The organism is Pseudomonas moraviensis, from assembly GCF_900105805.1.
GTDB classification, from domain to species: domain Bacteria; phylum Pseudomonadota; class Gammaproteobacteria; order Pseudomonadales; family Pseudomonadaceae; genus Aquipseudomonas; species Aquipseudomonas moraviensis_A.
The window spans coordinates 5622709-5644549 of sequence record NZ_LT629788.1 but is presented as its reverse complement, the minus strand read 5'-3'; the positions used below and the strand labels follow the sequence as shown (position 1 = coordinate 5644549).

The 21841-nt window shown below is 62.0% G+C and carries 19 protein-coding genes; 7 read left to right on the top strand and 12 right to left on the bottom strand.

What is annotated here, in order from left to right:
• Window positions 1-51 precede the first annotated feature (51 nt).
• On the bottom strand, window positions 52-522 hold the full coding sequence (locus tag BLU71_RS25195; protein ID WP_083354124.1) for an A24 family peptidase: 471 nt from the start codon (window positions 520-522) through the stop codon (window positions 52-54).
• A 75-nt stretch (window positions 523-597) separates the two neighbouring features.
• Here BLU71_RS25195 and BLU71_RS25190 point away from each other — a divergent pair, with 75 nt between their 5' ends.
• Both BLU71_RS25190 and BLU71_RS25185 read left to right on the top strand, forming a co-directional pair.
• The gene (locus tag BLU71_RS25190; RefSeq protein WP_083354123.1) at window positions 598-1044 is read left to right on the top strand and encodes a TadE/TadG family type IV pilus assembly protein; all 447 of its coding nucleotides are present in this window, start codon (window positions 598-600) and stop codon (window positions 1042-1044) included.
• Window positions 1041-3803 carry an ATP-binding protein gene (locus BLU71_RS25185; protein ID WP_083354122.1) on the top strand — a complete coding sequence of 921 codons (2763 nt, stop codon included), beginning with the start codon at window positions 1041-1043 and terminating at the stop codon, window positions 3801-3803. The genes BLU71_RS25190 and BLU71_RS25185 overlap by 4 nt, the downstream gene beginning before the upstream one ends.
• On the opposite strand, the gene BLU71_RS25180 is transcribed toward BLU71_RS25185, so the two are convergent.
• The 5 genes from BLU71_RS25180 to BLU71_RS25160 all read right to left on the bottom strand — a co-directional run bounded on the left by BLU71_RS25180 (window position 3788) and on the right by BLU71_RS25160 (window position 8269).
• Entirely contained in the window at window positions 3788-5785 is a 1998-nt protein-coding gene (locus tag BLU71_RS25180; RefSeq protein ID WP_083354121.1) for a pilus assembly protein TadG-related protein, read from the bottom strand. The two genes, BLU71_RS25185 and BLU71_RS25180, sit on opposite strands and share 16 nt — an antisense overlap.
• 209 nt (window positions 5786-5994) lie before the next feature.
• The gene (locus BLU71_RS25175; protein WP_042608892.1) at window positions 5995-6552 is read right to left on the bottom strand and encodes a DUF4136 domain-containing protein; all 558 of its coding nucleotides are present in this window, start codon (window positions 6550-6552) and stop codon (window positions 5995-5997) included.
• A 41-nt stretch (window positions 6553-6593) separates the two neighbouring features.
• A complete protein-coding gene (locus tag BLU71_RS25170) occupies window positions 6594-7205 on the bottom strand; it encodes a DUF4136 domain-containing protein (protein ID WP_083354120.1) in 612 nt (203 codons plus the stop codon).
• 12 nt (window positions 7206-7217) lie between these two features.
• On the bottom strand, window positions 7218-7967 hold the full coding sequence (locus BLU71_RS25165) for a methyltransferase domain-containing protein (RefSeq protein ID WP_083354119.1): 750 nt from the start codon (window positions 7965-7967) through the stop codon (window positions 7218-7220).
• Window positions 7967-8269, bottom strand: coding sequence for a MazG-like family protein (locus tag BLU71_RS25160; RefSeq protein WP_083354118.1), 303 nt, complete (start codon window positions 8267-8269; stop codon window positions 7967-7969). The genes BLU71_RS25165 and BLU71_RS25160 overlap by 1 nt, the downstream gene beginning before the upstream one ends.
• Before the next feature lie 237 nt (window positions 8270-8506).
• Between BLU71_RS25160 and BLU71_RS25155 the strand changes: the two genes are divergently transcribed.
• Together BLU71_RS25155 and BLU71_RS25150 are read left to right on the top strand one after the other, a co-directional pair.
• Window positions 8507-8800, top strand: coding sequence for a hypothetical protein (locus BLU71_RS25155; protein ID WP_039757018.1), 294 nt, complete (start codon window positions 8507-8509; stop codon window positions 8798-8800).
• Between the two features lie 148 nt (window positions 8801-8948).
• Window positions 8949-10298, top strand: coding sequence for an MATE family efflux transporter (locus BLU71_RS25150; RefSeq protein ID WP_042608896.1), 1350 nt, complete (start codon window positions 8949-8951; stop codon window positions 10296-10298).
• A gap of 9 nt (window positions 10299-10307) precedes the next feature.
• Here the strand turns inward: BLU71_RS25150 and BLU71_RS25145 are convergent, their stop codons facing one another.
• The 6 genes from BLU71_RS25145 to BLU71_RS25120 form a co-directional block, all read right to left on the bottom strand.
• A complete protein-coding gene (locus BLU71_RS25145; RefSeq protein ID WP_083354117.1) occupies window positions 10308-11099 on the bottom strand; it encodes a DUF4123 domain-containing protein in 792 nt (263 codons plus the stop codon).
• Window positions 11096-12442, bottom strand: a complete 1347-nt coding sequence (locus BLU71_RS25140) for a type VI secretion system Vgr family protein (RefSeq protein WP_083354116.1) — start codon at window positions 12440-12442, stop codon at window positions 11096-11098. Before BLU71_RS25140 ends, BLU71_RS25145 begins: the two co-directional genes overlap by 4 nt.
• A 233-nt stretch (window positions 12443-12675) precedes the next feature.
• Window positions 12676-14589 (bottom strand): arginine decarboxylase, encoded by a 1914-nt coding sequence (gene speA, locus BLU71_RS25135; RefSeq protein ID WP_016771856.1) that lies wholly within the window; start codon window positions 14587-14589, stop codon window positions 12676-12678.
• Window positions 14590-14809: 220 nt separating this feature from the next.
• Window positions 14810-15181, bottom strand: coding sequence for a translation initiation factor Sui1 (locus tag BLU71_RS25130; RefSeq protein WP_007914613.1), 372 nt, complete (start codon window positions 15179-15181; stop codon window positions 14810-14812).
• A gap of 217 nt (window positions 15182-15398) precedes the next feature.
• A complete protein-coding gene (locus BLU71_RS25125) occupies window positions 15399-15956 on the bottom strand; it encodes an NUDIX hydrolase (protein ID WP_065615544.1) in 558 nt (185 codons plus the stop codon).
• Between the two features lie 3 nt (window positions 15957-15959).
• Window positions 15960-17027 (bottom strand): DUF2333 family protein, encoded by a 1068-nt coding sequence (locus BLU71_RS25120; protein ID WP_064362981.1) that lies wholly within the window; start codon window positions 17025-17027, stop codon window positions 15960-15962.
• Window positions 17028-17442: 415 nt separating this feature from the next.
• Between BLU71_RS25120 and gcbA the strand changes: the two genes are divergently transcribed.
• From gcbA to aroQ, 3 genes are all read left to right on the top strand, one after another.
• Complete coding sequence (gcbA, locus tag BLU71_RS25115; RefSeq protein WP_042608901.1) at window positions 17443-19113, top strand: diguanylate cyclase GcbA; 1671 nt, start codon at window positions 17443-17445, stop codon at window positions 19111-19113.
• Window positions 19114-19164: 51 nt separating this feature from the next.
• A complete protein-coding gene (locus BLU71_RS25110) occupies window positions 19165-21111 on the top strand; it encodes a methyl-accepting chemotaxis protein (protein WP_083354115.1) in 1947 nt (648 codons plus the stop codon).
• A 253-nt stretch (window positions 21112-21364) separates the two neighbouring features.
• Window positions 21365-21820, top strand: coding sequence for a type II 3-dehydroquinate dehydratase (gene aroQ, locus BLU71_RS25105; protein ID WP_042608903.1), 456 nt, complete (start codon window positions 21365-21367; stop codon window positions 21818-21820).
• The last annotated feature ends 21 nt before the right edge of the window (window positions 21821-21841 follow it).

Sequence of the window (21841 nt, the reverse complement as noted above, 5' to 3'; positions counted from 1 at the left end):
AAAGTAGACCCACTTTCCGACTATGTACATAGGACTAGTGGCACCCCGCAATCAGGTGATCCAGTACCACGAAAGCACTGCGCCTACCCACACGAACGGCGCAAATGGCAGCTTTTTTGACTTGTCAGGGGCCAGATGGCGCAAAAGCTCCGTAAGCCCTTGACCCATAAGAGGCCAGACTTTTGGCGCGAGCAGCAGCCACAACACGCTGGCCACGCCCGCGCCAATAAACGCGCCGAGAACAAAGATGCCGTTCGTCGCAAGACCCAGGGCTGTCATTAATTTCACATCGCCGGCGCCCATGCGGCCCAGGAAATAACCGGGCAATGTCAGCAGCAAAGCGATCAGACACGCCCAGCCGCCCTGCCCCGCATCGGCGCCCAGCCAGGTGCTGCCGGTCGCCAGCAACCAGACCAGCGCCAGCGCGCCCACACCCAACGTCAGTACGTTGGAAATTCGCCGTTGCCGGACATCCTGCGCGGCGCAGAGGGCCAGCCAGATCAGAACCAGAGAAATCTGCATCCGCTAAAAGCCGTCCGTTTTGGCTGAATGATTCTATGCTGATACTACGCAGTGACTGTCAGGGTAGACGCACGCATGAAAAACGGCTTCCGCAGGTTGCAAAAAGGTGCGGTGGCGATCGAATTCGCCTTGGTGTTCATCATCTTTTTCGCGGTCTTTTATGGGTTGGTCAGCTACGGCCTGCCCTTCGTGATGATGCAATCGTTCAACCAGGCCACCGCCGAAGCCGTACGCCGCAGTGTCGCGGTGGACCCGACCACGCCGAACTATTCGACGGTGGTGGTCAACACCGCCAATGCCGCGCTGACCCAACAACTGCAGTGGCTGCCCTCGGCCCTGAATCTGGTGGTCGGGGTCGACACCAGCTCAGCGTACGACACGGGTACCGGCACCCTGACCGTCAGCGTCAATTACCCGGTGAGCAAGCTCAATCAGATCATGCCGTTTCTGGTACTGCCGGGCATTGGCACGGTGCCCAATCTGCCCACGCACCTGACCGCCCGCTCGAGCCTGCAATTTTGACTGCCGGCGATAAGCTCTTCGGGCGTTTGCTCAAGCGTGCGCCCAGCGCTGTCCTTGAGCTGCCGGACCGCCTCGGCGCACCGCCCACCGGGCTGCATCTGTATTTGAATGGCGACGGCGAGGTGTTGCAGATCGCCGGCCCGCTGCGGCATTTGCTCGCCCAGCACAAACTCAACGACCAACCGTTGCCGCTCAGCGCTTATCTGCTGCCGCATAGCCTGCTGACCATCGAAGGTCAGCCGCGGGACTGGCACGGGCAATTGCTCGATCTCGACTTTCCCGGCCTGAATGATCAGCCGCTGCACTTGCGCGGCTGGGTGCAACCATTGGGTGACGGCTGGCTGCTGCAACTGCTCGACATCGCCGACCTGCTGCTCGAACGTCAGCAATCGCGCGACCGCGACGCCTGCCAGACCCTCGCCGCGCAGGTCAGCGATCATCTGCGCACCTGCAGCCTCACGCGTCTGCCGACGGCGCTCGGCGAACAATTGCAGGCCATCGCTCAGCGCTGGCATATCCCCTGCCTGGCCGTGGCGCTGCTCGATGAGCAAGCTCAGGGCTGGCAGATTCATCAACAGTTTCGTGGCCACGACGCTCCACAATTGTGGGAGGACGGCCAGTCATTGGGCACGCCGCTGGACAGCCTCAACGGCAGCGCGCCGCAACGCCTCGCGGGCCAGCAGGGCCGTTATGAGCACTCGCGATTGCAGGGCACCTTCGGCAACGCCAACGGTTTCGCCGTGCCCTACAGCAATGATCAAGGCGTGGTCGCGTGGCTGCTTTGCGGGTTTTACACGGTCGACAACGTGGCACCATGGCTGACCGATCGCGACTGGCTGTCCCTGGCCGGCGCACTGGCCGGGCCGTTGCTCAGCCGCTTGCGCGAGCAGCGCCATGTGCAATCGATGGAGCGTCTCGATTCCCTGCAACACCTGCTCGGTACCGGCTGGTGGGAAATCAGTGCCGACGGGCAGATTGCACTGGCGCCGTCACTGGCCTCGGCACTGGGCCTCAGCGACCGCACGCTGGCGGTGGAAGACTGGCTGCGGCTGTTCCATCCCGCCGACCGCGACGAGTTGCGCAGCCGTTTGCACGCCCTGCAATTGCAAGGAGAAGCGCTGACCCTGAGCGTGCGCCTGCACCGCGCGGATGTCGGCGCAACCGCGACGTGGTACCGGATTCAGGGTCAGGTCAGCGGCACGGGTGAGCATCGGCGTCTGGTCGGGTTCATGCTCGATATCAGCGATATCCAGAATCAACAACAGCGCGCCGCTGCCGCCCATGCGCGGCTGGACAATCTGATCGCCAGCTCGCCAGCGGTGATCTATGTGCAGCGTTATGAAGAAGGCGCGCTGATCCCGGCGTTTTTCAGCGCCAGCCTGCAACCCTTGCTCGGCTGGACACTGGAAGACTGCGACGCGGCAGCGCTGGTCGAGCGCGTGCATCCCGATGACCGCGAACTGTATTTCCAGCGCAACCGCCAGTTGCTGCGCGAAGGCTCGGTGCGTGCGCGTTATCGCCTGCGTGACAGCCGTGGCGACTATCACTGGCTGCTCGATGAAGCAAAATTGCTGCGCAACGATCTCGGTCTGCCGGTCGAGGCAGTGGGCCTGTGGCTGGATGTCACCGACGCGACGCTTGCCGCCGAGCAGGTCCGCCAGAGCGAAGAGCGCTACCGGATTCTGGTCGAGGACTCGCCGGCAATGATCTGCCGTTATCGCCCTGACCTGACGCTGACTTTTGGCAACCGACCGTTGGCGACTTATCTGGAATGCACCCCGGAACAACTGCCCGGGGTTGATCTGGGCGGCTGGATGTCCGAGGAACAGCGCGGCGCTTTTGTGCAGCGCCTGAGCCAACTGACCCCGGAACAACCGGTGAGCACCGCCGAAATCAGCCTGCAATTGCCCGGACGCGAACACGCCTGGTGGGTCTGGTCGGATCGTGGCGTGTTCGACGAGCACGGCCAGTTGATTGAAGTGCAAGCCGTGGGCCGCGACAACACCGAGGTGCGCCGCTCGCAACAGCAACTGACGCAAAGCGCAAAAATGGCCACCCTCGGCGAAATGGCCACCGGCCTCGCCCACGAGATCAATCAGCCGCTGAACGTGATGCGCATGGCCATCGTCAACGTGCTCAAGCGCCTCGGCAACGGTGATGTTCAGGTCGATTACCTGACCGACAAACTCAACCGCATTGACGCCCAGGTGCAACGCGCGGCGAAAGTGGTCGACCACATGCGCGTCTTCGGTCGGCGCTCGGAAATCGAGCAGCAATTGTTTAATCCGGCGCAAGCGATCGAGGGCACGCTGTCACTGCTGGCCGAGGGCATGCGCGGTAAAGGTGTCGACCTGCGCATCAGCGAGACCGGTTTCGAGGCGCAGGTGCGCGGCTACGTCGATCAGCTGGAACAGGTGCTGATCAACCTGATGGTCAACGCCCGCGACGCGCTGCTCGGCAAACGCGACAGCGACTCAGCGTTCAAGCCATGGATTTCGATCTACGCCGAGCGTGACGAAGAAAGCGTGCGCTTGTGGGTCGAGGACAACGGCGGCGGCATCGATCCGCGTTTGCTGGAGCGGATCTTCGAGCCGTTTTTCACCACCAAACCGATCGGCGTCGGCACAGGCCTGGGCTTGTCGGTGAGCTACGGCATCATCGCCAACATGGGCGGCCAATTGAGCGTGCGCAACTCGGCAGAAGGCGCGCGGTTCTGCATCGAACTGCCGATTGCCACGGACGATCAGATCACCAGATAGGCTTTGCCGGTCTGCCCGCAGGTCATGTTGGCGCCTACCTCGGTGTTCATCAGATTGATGCCCAGGCCTTTGAGCAGATTGTTCAGCAACGGGTCGAGCAAGGGGCTGATCAACCCGGTGACCACCGGCAACAAGCGGTTGGTGACATCGCTGATCAATGAGGCGACGCCCGTGACAATGGCGCCCAGCGGATTGCTGCCGACGGGTTTGTAGACGATCAGGTTGATCCCGGAAAGCGTGTTCGCCAGGCTGCCGACGATGTTGCTGGCCGGCGCGGCGGGCAGCACGCTCGGCGGCAGTTTCAGGTTGGCCGGGGTGGCGAAGGGTGTGGTGCTGGAGAACAGCAGGTTCTGCGTGGTTTGCGCGACGCTGGCGTCGAGTTTGAGGGCGATGCCGCCAGCGCCGTACTGGACGTGGGAGGCGGCATCGCAACTGCCGATGCCGAGAATCCTGTGGCAGGTGATGATGCCGAGATCGACCAGCGGCAACGGCGCCACCGTTGGTTCGGCGACTGAAGAGAACGCTGCGACGGGATCGATCTTGCCGAGCTTGAGATCGGCCAGAGAGGTCGTGGTGGTGGCGGTCAGGCTTTTGCTGCCGGTGTCGCCGGTCGGGCAACGGTAATCGCTGACATAGCTTTTCGCACCTCCGGCATCCAGGGCGATATCGATTTGCGGCGAGGGCAGCAGTTTTGGATCGAGCTGTTGGCAACCGGCGCCCAACAGGCAGAGCACTGAGTTGAGCGTGTCCACCAGGTTCAGGCTCAGCAAGGCATTGAGTGTCGGCGTCAACGTACCGACCAGGCCGAGGACTGCATTGGTCAACCCGGTCACGCCGTTCAGCACCGGCAAATTCACCGACAACAGCGTGCGAACCTGCGCAGTGCGCACATAAATCCGCTCCGGTCCCATCGGGTCGGCCTTGGCCCGCGCCGGGTCGCCAATCGCCGAGAACTGCGGCGGCTCGATCACCTTCACCCGCACCGTGACACCGGCCAGCCCCAGCACATTGACCGGCAAGGTCGCCGCTACCGCGCTCTTGCTGTTGGCCAGTTGCACCACGCCCTGCACCAGTTGCAGCAACTGCAGATTGGCATCCAGTCCCGCCGCCGTGGTGCCGGTCTGCAGTTGCAGGATCTCGCCGAGTCTGACCGGCGCCGCGTTGATCGCGGCGACCTGCAACTGCCCCAGCGCGGTGACCACTTGCGCGGTCGCGCCGTTGAGTTGCACCACCGTCGCCGCTGCCTGAATCAACTGTGTCACGGTCGCTTGGGTGTTGAGCAACTGCGTGTAGTTGCCGGCACCGACGTTGAGGTTGATCGCCAGTTGATCGAGGTATTTGAGCAGGTTGATGTCGGTGTGCAGCAAACCGTCCCAGCCCACTGCCGTCAGGTTGACGTTGCCGCCGAGCAGCCCGGAAAACAGCGGATTGAGAATGTTCGACTGCGCCGTGTCGATGCTGGCGAGGGTGCTGCGAATATTCAGTTGAGCGATGGTCGGTTGTGGTTTGGCGGCAACGGCTGAAGCATTGAGCGTGGTGTTGAGGCTGACCGGCGTGGCGCTGAACAGCGCCTGCACACCGCCGGCAAAACTGCTGGTGACCGTGCGGCTGGCGACGACTTTGACTGCGGTGGATTGCGTAGCATCCACGGTGAAACTGCGCACACCGCTGGCAGCGGTGGCCAGGGTGCCGCAGGTGGTGGCGAGGGTGTTGTTGGCATCGACGAGGTAGCCATTGCGCAGCGCACTTTGCCCGGCGTAACTGGCGGCCGTCAGCCCGGGCAGGCAATCACCGTTGCGACTGACCGCTTCGAGGGCGGCGGTATCCACCACCCGCTGCAGTTTGCGCTGTTCCATGTACAGGCGACCGCTGTCGACCACCAGCAACATCATCACCAGCGCCAGACTCAGGGTGGCGGCCGCCATCAAACCGATCGCCCCGCGTTGCCGGGCCGGGCCGTTGCATTGCGATCCTCGCGACATGGCGCACTCCTGTGCCGGCGCAGTGCCGAGCGCTACCTCCGTTAATGAAAAAGAGTGTAGACGCGGTCGGTCGAGAGTGCTGGCGTCACGTCCCCTGTAGGAGTGAGCCTGCTCGCGATAGCGGTGTGTCAGTCACCGGCCAGGAACCAGACATACCGCTATCGCGAGCAGGCTCACTCCTACAGGGCTGTGCCGGTTTCAGGAAATAATCAACGCGGTGGATAGTTGGCCAGAATCCTTGCGACGGTCTCGCGAATTGCATTGCTGCGATCGGCCGGATTCGGGCGGCTGCTGAGCATTTGTTCATCACTGCCGCGCCACACCAGTTTGCCGTCCTTGCCGTCAAGCAGGTCGATCTGAATGGTCGCGACCTTGTAGGTGATGTTGCGCGTTTCGTTGTACATCGGCGCGCCCCAGTAGCCGTTCCAAGGACCGCCCCAACCGCCGCCGTAATTGGTCGTCACCTGCTGCTGCCGATCCTCGACGATCAGGTAGGTCTGCACATTCAGATCACCCTTGCCGCCGCCAGCGGCCGGGCGCAAACCGCGCTGATCGAGTTGATCGGACACTGCCTGGCGGATGCGCTGTTCGGTCAGGTCACTCTTGATGCGCGGGTCATCGGGACGATATTGCAGGGCCGGATCTTTCCAGCTCCAACTGCGATACGCGGCAAAGTCGCGGCTGGCGTCGAAGTCGTGATTGACCTGGTTGGCAGCGCAGGCGCTGAGCAGCGCGGCAAAAGCGAGTAGAGCGAGACGGCGGAACATGATGTTTCTCCGGGTGAAGACATGAACCTGCTGACACGAAGTCAGCTGGGAGGATACGCCGCCATGGCTTTTTCCACAGCCTCGCGAATCGCATCGGCGCGTTCGATCTGATTGCCCTGGGTGCCGGTTTCGGCGCTGGCGCTCCACACCGGTTGACCATTGCCGGCATCGAACAGATCGACCCGCACCACCACGACCTGCTCCTGATAAGTGCGCACGATCGGAACGGAGTTGTACATGCCGTAACCGCGACCATACCGATCATAGCCGCCGTAACCGCCGTAGTAGCCGTAATCGTCGCGGACCTGTCGCAATCGGGTTTCCAGATGAAGATCGGCGCTGACCAGCAGGTCGGCCGGGCGGTTGTCGCGCATCGGCCGCAAGCCGCGCTGGTCGAGGGCGTTGCTGACCGCCTCGGCCACCTGCGCCGAGTCGGCCCACGCCGTGCCCGGTGGCAACTGGCCGTTGAGCCAGGCCCAGTTGCGGTAGCGCCCGTAATCACGCGGCGCCGCCGGGTAGGCGCTACGATCGAAAGTAGTGGCGGCTTGCGGCGGCGCCGGCGGCAAGGGCCGCGACTGCGCCACGTAGGGGTTGCTGCCCTGACAGGCGGCCAACCCCAGACACATCAGCAATAACCCGCATTGAGCTTTCATGTCGCGCTCCGCTCAGATCGGCCGGCAGATCCAGTGCAAGTAACGCCCAAGCCCGGCGAAGCCTGGGTGACGACGGTGCGCGAGTTCCATTTCCAGCAAATCCGCCAGTTCGGCGCGGGCCTGGAATTCCACCGGCATGTAATCGTGAAATACCCGTACGCCGCTCTGACTTTCGACCTGCCACATTCCGGCGAGTTGCGTCGCCAATTCCCGTGGGTCGAGAGGCTGTTGCGGGGTCAGGCTCTGCTTTTCGCCGGCCATGACGTTCTTGCGCATCTTCTTGAAATGGCCTTTGAGCAGATTGCGATAAATCAGTGCATCACGGTTGTAGAACGCCAGCGACAGCCAGCCGCCGGGCTTGGTCAACTGGTGCAGCATCGGCAGGATCGCATGGGGCTCGGCGAGCCATTCCAGCACGGCGTGGCAGATCACCAGATCATAGGGTTCGGTGAGCTGACCGGGGAGTGCCTGCCACGGCGCCTGAATGAACGCCGCGCTTTGTCCGGCTTCGGCAAACCGCTGGCGCGCACCTTCGAGCATCGGCTCGGCCGGCTCGGTGAAGGTGACGTCATGGCCGCGCTCGGCCAGCCACAGCGACATGTGCCCCAAGCCCCCGCCGATATCGAGCACCCGCAGCGGACGATCCGGCAAAGCCTCGCTCAGGTCGGCCTGCAACACGGCGAGGCGAATCGCGCCTTTGGCGCCGCCGTAGATTTTTTCGGCGAAGCGCGTGGCCAACTGATCGAAATGACGGTCGCTCATCAGTTGAACCGCCGTTCGCTGTCGGCGAGCTTGGCGCGCACCACTTCATTCATGTGCAGGCCCAGTTCGCTGCACAGCAGCAACAGATACAGGACGATATCGCCGACTTCCTGCCCGGCATGGGCGAGTTTGTCCGCCGGCAACTGGCGCGACTGGTCTTCTGTCAGCCACTGGAAGATTTCCACCAGCTCGGCCATTTCCACGCTGGCGGCCATGGCGAGGTTTTTCGGGCTGTGAAATTGCCGCCAGTCATTGCGGTCGCGAATGGCGTGCAGGCGTTCGGTCAGTTCAACAAGGTTCATCGGGCTCTCCTGAAGACGCATAGCTTCGGGGGGATAGGTGCTTAAGGCAAGCGCAAAACCTGTAGGAGTGAGCCTGCTCGCGATTGCGGTGTTTCAGTTAATAATGATGCTGGATGTAACGACCTCATCGCGAGCAGGCTCACTCCTACAGAGGACGTGCAAACGCTCTATAGTTGCAGGGAACTCGGCCGCCCTCGGCGTGGCCCAAGGCTCAGCTCTTTCATCAGGGATGCAGACATGCGTGTAGAAAGCTTTTTCGAATGGCTCGGCCAGGCACTCGGTTCGGTCATCCGCTTCATCGTCGATGGCCTCAGCGGTCTGTTCAACATGCTCAGCAACGCTGGCGGCAATTTTGTCGATGGCCTGGCGCAGACGCTGGGGATGGACACCTCGATCATCAGCATCATCGCGCTGATCGTTGGCCTGATGCTCTTGTGGTCGGCGATTAGGGCGTTCATGAACGCGTCGATCATTGCCGGGATCATCTGGTTGCTGCTCGGGTTGTGGTTGTTGAGCTGGATCATCCATTAACCCACCGCCCCCTGTAGGAGTGAGCCTGCTCGCGATCGCGGTATGTCATTCGAAGCTTGTGTGACTGAACGGGCGCTATCGCGAGCAGGCTCACTCCTACAGTAAATTGCGTTAATCGCTACAATCCCCGCTCCCCCAAGGAGCCTGCATGTCCTCTCTGATTACCGACTGGCGCGACCGCCCGACTCACCGCAAGGTCTGGGCGCTCGCCGCGCCGATGATCCTCTCCAATATTTCCGTGCCGCTGGTGGCGCTGGTCGACAGCACTGTCATCGGCCACCTGCCGCATGCCCATCAGTTGGGGGCGGTGGCGGTCGGCGCCAGCCTGTACACGTTTCTGGCCTGGGCGATGGGTTTTCTGCGCATGGGCACCACCGGTTTTGCCGCACAGGCTGCCGGGCGCAGCGATGGCGCGGCGTTGCGGCAGATTCTCCTGCAGGGTCTGTTGCTGGCGATGGGGCTGGCGATCGTGCTCGGCTGTCTTGGTGTGCCGCTCAGCGGCGTTGCGCTGCACTTCATGCAGCCATCGACGGAACTGGAGCTACTGACCCGGGAGTTTTTCCACACGCGCCTGTTCGGCCTGCCCGCAGCGCTGGCAACCTACGCGCTGGTCGGCTGGTTCCTCGGTACGCAGAACGCGCGGGCGCCGTTGGCGATTCTGTTGAGCACCAACCTGATCAACATCGTGCTCAACCTGTGGTTTGTGATTGGCCTGGACTGGGGCGTGGTCGGTTCTGCCCGCGCTTCGGTGATCGCCGAATGGAGCGGCGCCCTCCTCGGCCTGTGGCTGACGCGCACAGCGTTGCGCGCCTATCCGGGGCAGATCATCTGGTCGGCGCTGAAAGTCTGGCAGAGCTGGCGCCCGCTGCTGGCGGTCAACCGTGACATCTTCATCCGCAGCCTCGCCCTGCAATCGGTGTTTTTCCTGATCACCGTGCAAGGCGCGCGGCTCGGCGATGCGACGGTGGCCGCCAATGCGCTGTTGCTCAACGGCCTGCTGCTGACGGCTCATGCCCTGGACGGTCTGGCCCACGCCGTCGAAGCCTTGTGCGGCCATGCCATCGGCGCGCGGGATCGACTGGCACTGCGCCGTTCGCTGGTGGTGGCCGGCGGCTGGTCACTGATCGCCAGCCTTGGCTTCGCTGCGCTGTTTCTGCTCGCCGGACACCTGTTCATCGAAATGCAGACCGATATCCAGAGCGTGCGCGACACTGCTTTCGTCTACCTGCCCTACCTCGCCGTACTGCCGTTGATAGCGGTCTGGAGTTACCTGCTCGACGGACTGTTCATCGGCGCCACCCGCGCCCGGGAAATGCGCAACGGCATGCTGCTGACGGTGCTGCTGTTGCTGCCCTTCGCCTGGTTCTTGCAGGACCTGGGCAATCACGGCCTGTGGATATCTTTCCTGCTGTTCATGGTCTTGCGCAGCGTGACCCTTGGCGCGCAAGCCCTGTGGCTGAAACGCAGCGATGGCTGGTTCAGCGGCAAGGCTCACTGAGGAAAACAGTCAGCCCGCCGCACCCCACTGACGACGCAGATGATCGAGCCGCTCCTGCTGCGTCAGCCCCGCCGGCGGCGCAACCAGCGCGGCGCGTGGATGCAGCAGACGCAACCACAGCCAGCCGTCGAGCACGGCACGATCGCTGAAACCCAGCGCCAGACCTTGTTGCACATGCACAGAGATCGTCTGGTAATCGGCGCTCAGGGACTGGCACCAGCGCCAGATATGCTGCTCCAAAAGGCAGGTTTGCAGGCGTTCACGCTGGCGCCGGGTCAGACTTTCCTCGATGCCCAACGGCTCGACGAGCAGACCGGGATTACGCAATTGCTGCCAGCCCTGACTGCCGATGGCGCGGTCGGCCCACGTACCGCCAAACCAGCGCAGGTAGCGGATCGGCCCGAGCCAGCGACTCAGTTGCGCGGCGTCGCAGGCGTCGAAGAAATAGCTGGCGGTCTGACGGTTGTAATAGCTGAGCAAGGCCCGATGATTCAGACCGAACGAAACCGTGAGCATGCGCTGCAAATGGCTCAGCAACTGTTGCGCGGGTATTTCGCAGCTCAGCAGCAGGCCGCGCCAAGTGTCCGGATCGTGCAGACATAACGCCGTCAATCCTGGGCTATTGCGCAAATCGACGAGGATCGGGCCATGCTCACTGACCGGTTGAAACTCAGTGCCGTCAAACAATCGGTGACGTTGTACATCGGCAAACCCCTGGCGCAAAGTTCGCAGGGCACGTGACGCGTCCGGAGTATCGAGCAACAGCCAGTGCGCCACAGGCTCAAGCGCCGCGCCGCTCATCTTGCGCTGCTCTGGTCGAGCGCAGTGAGCAACCGGCAACTGCATACGGATTCAGCGCAATGGTTGAAACTCCCCCCACCCGGCAGCAGACACAGCAGCAGCAACGGTTCGCCGGACTGTAGCAATTGCTGCAATCCATCACTGACCAGCAGTTCCGGCAGCGGTGACGGAGCATCGTCCTCAACCGCATCCTCTGGCAGCACCGAGGGCTTAAGAACGCCAGTGACCATCGGCTGATCGGGATCGCCTTCAAGAAAACTCACCACCACCTCCACGCCATCGGCCAACGCTGCCGAAGGCAAATCGCTCAGGGTTGGCGCGAGGGGCAGCCAGCAATGGCTCGGCGCTGCGCCCTCGCCCTGATAGAGCCAGTCGAATTGCACCGCGACGGGCCGCGAGCGATCAGGTTGTGCTTCGTCGACCGACACTACCCAAGCGCGCTGCAGGCTGTGCATGCGTTGTTTGGGCGGCATCGCGGCGGCCGCAGAGACTGGCACCCGCGCGGCCGCGAACAGGCGATTGCTGTAGGCCGGTTCGAGAGACTGATCGGCGCGGTGCTCGATGCGGGTCAGCAACCAGGGGCGATTGCATTCGATGAAAGGATGGTCGTCCAGCGGCAGCCACTGACCGCTGCGCAGGGCGGGCAAATCGCTGTGTCCTTCGGCATAGGGTCCTCGCTGGCTGGCCTGGGAATCGTCTTGCAGTCGCCATTGGCGGACGGCTGGCGCAACGCCCCGGTGGTCATGCTCAGCCTGATAGTGCGCGACATCGGCCTGCGGCAACCGCGTCGGATCGTCGCCGAACACCAGGCAATGCCGGTCGCGGTGATGCTCGAAGTGATAGTGAATGCGGGCCTGTGCGCACAAGCGCTGGAGCAGTTGCAGATCGGATTCGCGGTACTGGGTGCAGAAGGTGCGGGCCGGGTAGTCGCTGTGCAGGTCGAAACGCCGTTGCAGGCCGACGATGCCATGTTCGCGCAGCACCTGTTCGATGATCTGCGGCACAGAACGGCCGCTGAAAATGCGCTGGCTCAAGCGCAGGTCGAGGCAATCGAGCCTCGGCCCCAGGCGCACTCGGCTCAAGCGCAGACCATGGCTGTGCTCATGCTGGACAAGGCTGTGCAGCTGTCCGTGCACGCCTTGGCCGGGCGGGCCGAAACACAGGTAGGCCGAACGGTGCAGCAGGCCGGCGAGATCCAGATGCGGATCGTCGATTACCACATCGATCTCGAAGGCGAAGGGTTCGCTGAGCGCTTCCCTTCCGGTAAAGGCGAGAACTTCGAAGGGGTCGGACAGGCCCGCTACATCGAGACGAAACGACGGCTCGTTGACTGGATCGAACATGGGCGGATCTCTACAGGAGGGGCGGCCGGGGATTCTCGCCGAGAGGCATGGCCGAGTAGAGAGGCGAAGTACAACTTAGGAAATGACCTACGCGAAAAGCAGACCAGAAGAGTTTGCTGACCTAAGTAGCACAGGTTTTCCTGAAAAAATCAGGAGATGTCCCACCGGGTTATCCGAATTTTCCACAGCTTGCGGAAAAAAATCGGACAACCCGGCCGGAACGCTATCGGGTCTCAGGAAGACAGATAGGACGAGCGGGTCAGGCCCAGACGCAGAGCATCGAGGAACTGCGTGCGCTCGCTGGCGCTGATGCGGGCACTGGCGCACTTGTCGCGGTAGTGAGTCATCAGTTCTTCCGGCGACAAGTGCACGTACCGCAGCATGTCTTCGATGGTGTCGTGGGTCTCGATGCCCGCGTGGTACACGCTGCCATCGGCGTTCTGGTAGATGTTCACCGAGTCGGTGTCACCGAACAGATTGTGCATGTCGCCGAGGATTTCCTGATAGGCGCCGACCAGGAACACGCCCAGCAGGTAATCTTCGCCTTCGTTCAACGCATGCACCGGCAGGCTGGTTTCGATGCTCTGCTCGTCGACGTACTGGTTGATCTTGCCGTCCGAATCGCAGGTCAGATCCTGCAGCACCGCCCGGCGCAGTGGCTCTTCGTCGAGACGGTGCAGCGGGATGATCGGCAACACCTGATCAATCGCCCAGGTGTCCGGCAGGCTCTGGAATACCGAGAAGTTGCAGATGTACTTGTCGGCCAGCTTGTCGTTGAGTTCGTCGAGCACCTGACGGTGCGAACGCTGACGCGCCTTCAGCGAGTTGTGCAGGCGCCGGCAAACAGCGAAATAGCATTGTTCCGCCAGGGCCTTTTCCGCCAGGGTCAGCTTGCCATCGGCGTACTGCGCGGCCACGTCGCTCATGTAGTGCGTAGCGCGCCAGTAGGTTTCGGTGACCATTTCGATGTCGGTCGGGCCGAGCAGGTCCACCAGCCACTGCACGGTTTCCGGCAGGCTTTCCTTGTTTTCGATCAGCGGGATTTCGTCGTTGTGTTTCTCGACGTCGGTCACCTGCACCACCAGCATTGCGTGGTGTGCAGTCAGCGAACGGCCGCTTTCCGAGAAGATGTGCGGATGCGGCAGGCTCTGCGCGTCGCAGAATTCCTTGAGCATGCCGACCACGACGCCGGCGTAATCGTCCATGTCGTAGTTGATCGAACTGGCATTGCGCGAGTGGGTGCCGTCGTAGTCGACACCAAGGCCACCGCCGACGTCGATGTGATCGACCGGCAGACCGAGGTTGCGCAGTTCGCCGTAGTAACGAATTGCTTCCTTGAAGCCGTGCTGGTAGTCCGCGAGGTTGGCGATCTGCGAGCCCATGTGGAAGTGCAGCAGGCGAATGCCCTGATCCAGACCGGCGCCACGGAAGCGCTCGACCACCGACAGCAACTGCGCCGCCGACAGACCGAATTTGGATTTCTCGCCACCGGTGTCCGCCCATTTCGACGAGGCCAGCGACGACAGGCGCACGCGCAGACCCACCTGCGGCTTGACCTTCAGCGAGGCCGCTTCTTCGATCACCAGACCGACTTCGGATTCTTTTTCGATGACGATGAACACGTTGTGGCCGAGCTTCTGGCCCATCAGCGCCAGACGGATGAACTCGCGGTCCTTGTAACCGTTGCAGACGATCGTGCCGCCCTTCGGCGCCAGCGCCAGCACGGCCAGCAGCTCAGGCTTGGAGCCGGCTTCCAGACCGATGGAGACGTTCTGGGTGGCGATGATGTTCTCGATCACCGCTTCCTGCTGGTTGACCTTGATCGGGTACAGCGCGGTGTACTTGCTCTGGTATTCCAGGCGTTCGATGTTCGAATCGAAGGCTCCGGTCAATTGACGGACACGGTCTTGCAGGATGTCGGGGAAACGTACCAGCAACGGCAAGGACAAACCGCTCTTGCGCAGTTGGTCGACTTGTTCGAACAGATCGATGGGCGAGCTGCTCGGGCCGTTCGGACGTACTTCGACGCGACCGGCTTCATTGATCGCGAAATACCCGGCCCCCCAATGGCGAATCCCGTAAACGCTGCGGCTGTCCGCAACTGTCCATTGGCTGCCATCGTCTTTACGTGTGCGTCGTACGGACATCGAAGTCCCCTATAAAGAAGTCAGAGTGCGTCGCCTGAAGTGCAGGCCGGCGCAGTCTAAAGAATGAAAATGACGGTTCGTCAGTGCGGCGGTAGACCGCACTGACTGCGTGGAGTTTAGAAACCGGTCATGAACAGGCTCTGTGAAAACCATGGCGACGACGCCGGAGTCGAGAACACTCGAAGCCGGATCAAGCCGCCGGAGGGTTTCACAGAGGCTGCTAGCCGCCGGATTTCTTCGCTTTGAAACCGTGCTTGATCAGCTCTGCCAAGAGTAGCTCGACGTGATCGCCCTGGATTTCGATGATGCCGTCCTTCAACGCCCCGCCGGTGCCACAACGTTTTTTCAACGTCGTCGCCAGCTCCTTGAGCGCGTCTTCGGCCAGGGGCACGCCGGTGATGGTGGTCACCGTTTTGCCGCCACGTCCTTTGCTTTCGCGACGCACGCGGGCAATGCCGTCACCGGCCGGGATCACGGTTTGCTTGCAGATACAGGCGTCCACCGGCTTGCTGCATTCCGGGCAATGACGACCTGCGTCGGTGGAAAATACCAGGCCGCCCAGGGCGGCGAAGGATGCGGCTTTCTTGGCCACCGGCAATCCTCTCGGGAGGACAAAGACTGATCGCAACCTTGGGCAAGGTCAGCGACCGCGAAGCCCCACTCAGGCAGGGGCAGCGCTACTGCATCGGAAAACTATGAACGCTGGGCTGAATATCTGCAGGCCAACCTCAAGCCATCCGGTGCAGCTTGAAAAGGTCGCGCAGTGTAACGACAAAAATCGCGATTGCTAAGTGCCAATCGGCGCCAATTCATGTGTTCTTTGCGACGTGGCTCTGCTGCGCCTTGAGATAGCGCTTCAATGCGGCCAGAGAGTCCGGGCAATAAGGCTTTTCGGTGATTTCCCGCATGACCTGTTCGACGGGAATGAATCGCGCTTCGAGGACTTCCTCCGGCTGCAGTTTCAGCGGCCCGTCCCATACAGCGGAAAACGCCGAACACCACAGTCGATTGCCGGTGTCTTCGAAGTAGAAGTGATCGTGAGCGGTCAGCTCGACGCCGCTGACGCCCAGCTCTTCCTCCAGCTCGCGCGCCGCCGACTCGGCGTAGCTTTCGTCGGCCTGGACCATGCCGCCGGCGGCAACATCCCAGTAGCCGGGATAAATCGCCTTGCTCAATGTGCGCCGGTGCACGCACAACTCACCGGCGGAATTGAACAGCATGATGTAGGTGCCACGACCGATCAGCCCGCGTTCGCGCAAATCGGAACGCACCAGGGCGCCGAGCAGGTTGTCGTGCTCGTCGACCCAGGCAATCTGTTCAGCATCCGAGGCAGCGCGATGGGCCGCCTCTCCGGGGGTCTGGCTCACGTATCAGCCCTGATTGAGCAGTTGACGCAGATCGATCACCGCGGCGTTGGCCCGGGAAATGTAGTTGGCCATGACCAGCGAGTGGTTGGCCAGAACGCCGAAACCGCTGCCATTAAGGATCATCGGGCTCCACACCGGCTCTTGCGAAGCCTCCAGTTCCCGAATGATCTGGCGCACGCTGACGGTGGCGTTCTTCTTCGCCAGCACATCAGCGAAGTCGACTTCGATGGCACGCAGCAGATGCGACAGCGCCCAGGCCTGACCCCGTGCTTCGTAGAACACGTTGTCGATCTGCATCCATGGGGTTTCCACGACTTCTTCGTCAACCTGCGGCACTTCGCCGACCGCCGGGACTTCGGTTTTCAGCGCAGTGTTGAGCTTGACCCGGCCGACACTGGCCGACAGGCGTTGCGACAGCGAACCGAGACGGGTGCCGACGTCGCCCAGCCAGTTGTTGAGGTTGTCGGCGCGGGCATAGAACAGCGCGTTTTTCTGATTCGGATCGGACAGGCGCGCCTGATAACGGCTCAGGGAGTTGATACCTTCCTGATATTCCGACTCACTGGACGGCAGCACCCAGCTCTTGTTGTCGAAGTTGAAACGCGGTTCGGCCTTGGCCAGATCGGCGTCTTCGGCCGACTGCGATTGCGAACGGGCGAAGTCTTTGCGCAGGGCACGGGTCAGGTCACGCACCTGCACCAGCACGCCGTATTCCCAGCTCGGCGTGTTGTCCATCCACAGACCCGGCGGGAAACGATCGTTGGAAATGTAACCGCCCGGCTTGTTGAGCAAGGTACCGGCAACGGTTTTCAGGGTTTCGACGGTGGTGTAGCCGACCACCATTTGCTTGCCTTCTTTCTCGGCAGCGACCTGGGCATTTTGCGCCACTGGAAACAGCTCCGGTTCCTGGCTCCAGTACCAGCCCAGCGCGATGGTCACCAGCAAGTAGAGACCAATCACTGTGGCCAGCGCCCGGCTGAAAAATAGCCCGCCGACATAACTGCGGGTGGCCGACTTGGGCTCGGCGGCACGTTCAGGCGCGCTGCCCGCGCGGTTTTTCCAGTCCAGCATGGCGATATCCTTTCAATCACTTGGGTTCAACGGTTCGACCACAACCATACAACAACGTGCCTTGGCCTAGCACCTGCCGCTAACGATAAGCCGCAAATCGTAGGGGCCGATGACGCTTCGCGACACGCTAGGGGATTCCCTGATACTGGCAATGCCTGCGATGCAGCGAACCCTGACCTGAGCGTGGTCCGCGCAACGATGGAGAATTCCCGACTGTTCTGCCCTTCCTTGCAAGTCGAACGTGCGGATTCCGGGCGTCGGACTGACCCGCAAGTGCGTGAGAAAACCACCCGGTCAGAAACTGAATCGTGTCGTCCAGCAGATTATTGACGTACGACACTCGTCTAAGGGAAAAGAGGTGCTAGCATAGAGCCACCAGTCGATCTCAGCATGCACCCTAACTAGTAGTCAGGATATGACCGAGCCAGAAGACCCCAGCCGTGAGCGTCTCAAGCACCACTTTGCCCAGCGGGTAATTCATCAGGCACGTCAGATTCTTGAGATATGGCAGCGCCTGCAACGCAGTGAGTGGTCCACCGTCGACCTCGCCGAACTGAGCGAGGCGAATCTGCGCCTGCTGCGTTTTGCCGAGCGTTTCGAACAGCCGGAACACACGCAGTTGGCGCATCACATCGGCCAGTCGCTGCAGGCGGTGGACGCCAACCGTGGCCGTCTCAGCAGCGGCCTGATCACCGATCTCAATCGCTTGATGCAGCGCCTGTCGCGCACCGGCCTGCGCCATGGCGATCAGCTCGACCAGACCTTCCTGCCGCCGCTGCGCAAGCCGATCTATGTGATGTTGCAAGACCACGACCGCGCCGAACGGCTGGCCAAGCAGCTGGAATTTTTCGGTTTGAGCGCGCAGGCACTGGACAGCGTGGCCGCGTTTCGCTCGTCGATGGTCGAGCGCTTGCCCGCGGCGATTGTCATGGACGTGGATTTCAGCGGTCCCGGCATCGGCCTGAAACTCGCCGCCGAAGCTCAGGTCGGCCTCGAAGAACAGCTTCCATTGCTGTTTTTCAGCCTGCACGAAACCGATACCCCGACCCGTCTCGCCGCCGTGCGCGCTGGTGGTCAGGAATTTCTCACCGGCACCCTCGAAGCTTCGAGCCTGCTGGAAAAAATCGAAGTGCTGACCTGCGTCGCCCAGTACGAGCCCTATAAAGTGCTGATCATCGACGACTCGCGCGCGCAGGCCTTGCACACCGAGCGCCTGCTCAACAGCGCCGGGATTGTCACCCGCACGTTGATCGAACCGATTCAGGCGATGGCGGAACTGGCGGATTTCCAGCCGGACCTGATCATTCTCGATATGTACATGCCGGCCTGCACCGGCACCGAACTGGCCAAAGTGATCCGCCACAACGACCGCTACGTCAGCGTGCCGATCATTTACCTGTCGGCCGAGGACGATCTGGACAAGCAGCTCGACGCCATGAGCGAGGGCGGCGATGACTTTTTGACCAAGCCGATCAAGCCACGGCACTTGATCACCACGGTGCGCAACCGCGCCGCCCGCGCGCGCAATCTGAAAGCGCGGATGGTCCGCGACAGTCTCACCGGGCTGTACAACCACACGCACATCCTGCAGTTGCTCGAAGACTGCTCGTTCCGCGCCCGCCGCGAGAACAAGCCGCTGAGCTTTGCCATGCTAGACATCGATCACTTCAAACGGGTCAACGACAGCCACGGCCACCCGATGGGCGACCGTGTGATCAAGAGCCTGGCGCTGTTCCTCAAGCAGCGTTTGCGCAAGACCGATTTCATCGGCCGTTACGGTGGCGAAGAATTCGCCATCGTCATGCCCGACACCGATATCGACGCGGCGCACAAAGTCCTCGACGAGATTCGCCAGCGCTTCGCCGAGATTCATTACCCGGCGCAGCCGCAGGATCTCTGGTGCACGTTCAGCGCCGGCGTCGTGGAAATGTGCGATGACTCCGACAGCCTGATGATGGCCAGCCAGGCCGACGAGGCGCTGTATCGCGCCAAGGGTGCCGGACGCAATCGGGTGCAGACCGCCAGGCAATCAAAGCAAAGTGCCACTTTTTCATCGGAATCCACTGATTCGGTCATAACCCTGTAATGGAACCGCAATAAATTCAGGCGCTTACCATTTCTGCCGTTGGTAGCCGTCATGCGCCTGAAGTTGCTCACCAATCTCAACACTCTGCTGCTGGTCGCCGTCTGCGTGGCCCTTGGCGCCACGCTGTGGTGGTCGCAAAAAGCCCTGGAACGGCCCTATCTTTTGATGGAGCGGTACCTGGGGCTGTCGCAGCAATTTCAGAATGAAGTGGCGCGCAACGTCGAGGATTACCTCGCCAGCGGTGACGCGCTGCGCCTGAGCAGCGCCGCCCAGGCCATCGACAGCGTGCACAAGCAACTGAGTGAATTGCCCCCGGCGCTGGCCGACACCGTGCAGCCAAGTCTGTCGAGCCTCGATGAATTCAGCAAAACCGACCTGCTCGCCGCCGGCAAACTGGCCGGCGATCCGCAAGCCCTGCTGTTGCAGGCAGAACGCGAACTCAGCGCCGGCCTCGACCAGCTCAACACCTACGCCAATGGCAACGCCGCCTATCTCGCACCCCTGCTCGCCGCGTCGCAGCATCTGGGCAAATTGTCGCTGGCGCGGGACAAACTGGTGAGCAGCGGGCGCAGTGAGCTCGCCGCCGATGTCGAGCGCGAGGTCGACAGCATGCGCGCCGAGGCCCAGGCAATCGACGCCCTGCCCTTGCTCGGAGTGGTCACCCGCACTGAATCGAACAGTGACGATTTCGCCGCACTCATGGGCATCGAGAGCACTGATAAAGCCGCCGCCGAGGATGCCGGTGTCGGCCTCAAACGCGAACTGAACAGCTTGCTCGGCCGCTACCCGGCGGAACTGGCGCGCACTCGCGAGCAGATCCAGAAACGCGCCGATCTCAGCGCCGCCACCCACGAAAAAATCGCCAGCGTGCAACACGCCATCGCCGGCCTCGAACCGGTGGTGCGCGCGCAACACGGGCAGATCCAGGGCGAAGTGCGGCTGATGCAAGGCGTGATGATCGGCCTGATTCTGCTGATCGCCCTGCTCATCGACACCTTGCAACGGCGCCTCGCCCGCACTCTGACCAACCTCGCCCCGGCATTGTCGACCTGGGCCGAAGGCGATTTCAGTCGCGACATCCAACTGGGCAAGACCAACCGCGAACTGCACGACATCGAAGCCTCGCTCAATCGCTTGCGCGCCTATCTGGTGGATCTGGTCGGCACGATTCGCGGCAACGCCGAGCAAGTCGCGGGCAGCAGCCGTACCCTCGCCGAACTGAGCAATGACCTGCACAGCGGCGCCGAGCATCAGGCCGGTGATACCGCGCTGATCCGCGATTCGCTGGGCGAACTGGAGGCGACCATTCAGCAAGTGGCCGGCGACGCCCGCCAGGCTGCCGATGCCAGCCGTCATGCCGGTCTGGCTGTCGAGCATGGCCAAGCTGTGATCGGCCAGAGCCTGACCGGATTGCATGCTTTGGTCGGTGAAGTTCAGGGCAATGCGCAGATGATCGAGCACCTCGCCGAGGAGTCGGCAACTATTGGCGGCGTGCTGACGGTGATCCGCTCGATTGCTGACCAAACCAATCTGCTCGCCCTGAACGCCGCGATCGAAGCCGCTCGCGCCGGCGAGATGGGCCGGGGTTTCGCCGTGGTTGCCGAAGAAGTGCGCTCGTTGGCACAACGCACCGCCGGGGCCACGGCGGAAATCCAGACGCTGATCGCCGGCTTGCAGACCGCCGCCCGACAATCGGTTGAGGGTATGCGCGCCCAGGTCGAGCACGCCGAAGCCACGGCTAGTCAGGCGCAAGCCGCCGACGGTGCCCTGGATAAAATCGTCGACGCGATTCAGACCATCGCCGACACGGCTGTGCGCATTGCCGATGTCACCGCACAACAAAGCGGCGCGGTGAGCGAGATCCGCGATCACAGCGAGCGCATTCATCAACTGGGTGGGGATAACCTGCTGCGCATCGGCCAGGGGCGCGAACAGGGCGAGAATCTGCTGGTTCTCGGCGGCCGACTGCACACCGCCGTACAAGCCTTCCGCGTCTGACAAACCGCTATCGCGAGCAGGCTCACTCCTACAGGGGATACGCATTCCAAATGTAGGAGTGAGCCTGCTCGCGATAGCGTCAAACCAGACACCGCCGATCCCGCAGAATGACCGGATGTGAACTCATGGTCACAAATTTCGCGCAAACATCGCCCATCGTGCCGGCTATTGCATGGAACTGGACAGTCACAAAGGCTTTGCGGCATAGTCGCCGGGTTCTGACGACTGCTCATTGATAACAAGGACAACGCAGATGGCGACGCTACTGGTGCTGCACGGCCCCAACCTGAACCTGCTCGGCACCCGGGAACCGGGGACCTATGGGTCGACGACCCTGGCGCAGATCAATCAGGATCTGGAGCGTCGCGCCCGTGAAGCCGGCCATCATCTGCTGCATCTGCAAAGCAACGCCGAGTACGAATTGATCGATCGCATCCACGCTGCGCGCGATGAGGGCGTGGATTTCATTCTGATCAATCCGGCGGCTTTTACGCACACAAGTGTCGCATTACGTGACGCGCTGCTGGGAGTGAGCATCCCATTCATCGAAGTGCACTTGTCCAACGTGCACAAGCGCGAACCTTTCCGCCATCACTCCTACTTCTCCGATGTAGCGGTAGGAGTGATCTGCGGCCTTGGCGCCAGCGGTTACCGACTGGCCCTGGAGGCCGCACTAGAGCAGCTTGAACACCAAGCTATACGCCCCTGACCGACCCTTGGGAGTTGATGA

Excerpts from the sequence above, each read along its gene's own strand:
- BLU71_RS25160 (WP_083354118.1), bottom strand. The coding sequence starts at position 8,269 with ATGAACCTTGTTGAACTGACCGAACGCCTGCACGCCATTCGCGACCGC.
- BLU71_RS25180 (WP_083354121.1), bottom strand. The coding sequence starts at position 5,785 with ATGTCGCGAGGATCGCAATGCAACGGCCCGGCCCGGCAACGCGGGGCG.
- gcbA (WP_042608901.1), top strand. The coding sequence starts at position 17,443 with ATGACCGAGCCAGAAGACCCCAGCCGTGAGCGTCTCAAGCACCACTTT.
- BLU71_RS25165 (WP_083354119.1), bottom strand. The coding sequence starts at position 7,967 with ATGAGCGACCGTCATTTCGATCAGTTGGCCACGCGCTTCGCCGAAAAA.
- BLU71_RS25175 (WP_042608892.1), bottom strand. The coding sequence starts at position 6,552 with ATGTTCCGCCGTCTCGCTCTACTCGCTTTTGCCGCGCTGCTCAGCGCC.
- BLU71_RS25140 (WP_083354116.1), bottom strand. The coding sequence starts at position 12,442 with ATGTTCGATCCAGTCAACGAGCCGTCGTTTCGTCTCGATGTAGCGGGC.
- BLU71_RS25190 (WP_083354123.1), top strand. The coding sequence starts at position 598 with ATGAAAAACGGCTTCCGCAGGTTGCAAAAAGGTGCGGTGGCGATCGAA.
- BLU71_RS25150 (WP_042608896.1), top strand. The coding sequence starts at position 8,949 with ATGTCCTCTCTGATTACCGACTGGCGCGACCGCCCGACTCACCGCAAG.
- aroQ (WP_042608903.1), top strand. The coding sequence starts at position 21,365 with ATGGCGACGCTACTGGTGCTGCACGGCCCCAACCTGAACCTGCTCGGC.
- BLU71_RS25155 (WP_039757018.1), top strand. The coding sequence starts at position 8,507 with ATGCGTGTAGAAAGCTTTTTCGAATGGCTCGGCCAGGCACTCGGTTCG.
- BLU71_RS25195 (WP_083354124.1), bottom strand. The coding sequence starts at position 522 with ATGCAGATTTCTCTGGTTCTGATCTGGCTGGCCCTCTGCGCCGCGCAG.
- BLU71_RS25120 (WP_064362981.1), bottom strand. The coding sequence starts at position 17,027 with ATGCTGGACTGGAAAAACCGCGCGGGCAGCGCGCCTGAACGTGCCGCC.
- BLU71_RS25170 (WP_083354120.1), bottom strand. The coding sequence starts at position 7,205 with ATGAAAGCTCAATGCGGGTTATTGCTGATGTGTCTGGGGTTGGCCGCC.
- BLU71_RS25110 (WP_083354115.1), top strand. The coding sequence starts at position 19,165 with ATGCGCCTGAAGTTGCTCACCAATCTCAACACTCTGCTGCTGGTCGCC.
- speA (WP_016771856.1), bottom strand. The coding sequence starts at position 14,589 with ATGTCCGTACGACGCACACGTAAAGACGATGGCAGCCAATGGACAGTT.
- BLU71_RS25145 (WP_083354117.1), bottom strand. The coding sequence starts at position 11,099 with ATGAGCGGCGCGGCGCTTGAGCCTGTGGCGCACTGGCTGTTGCTCGAT.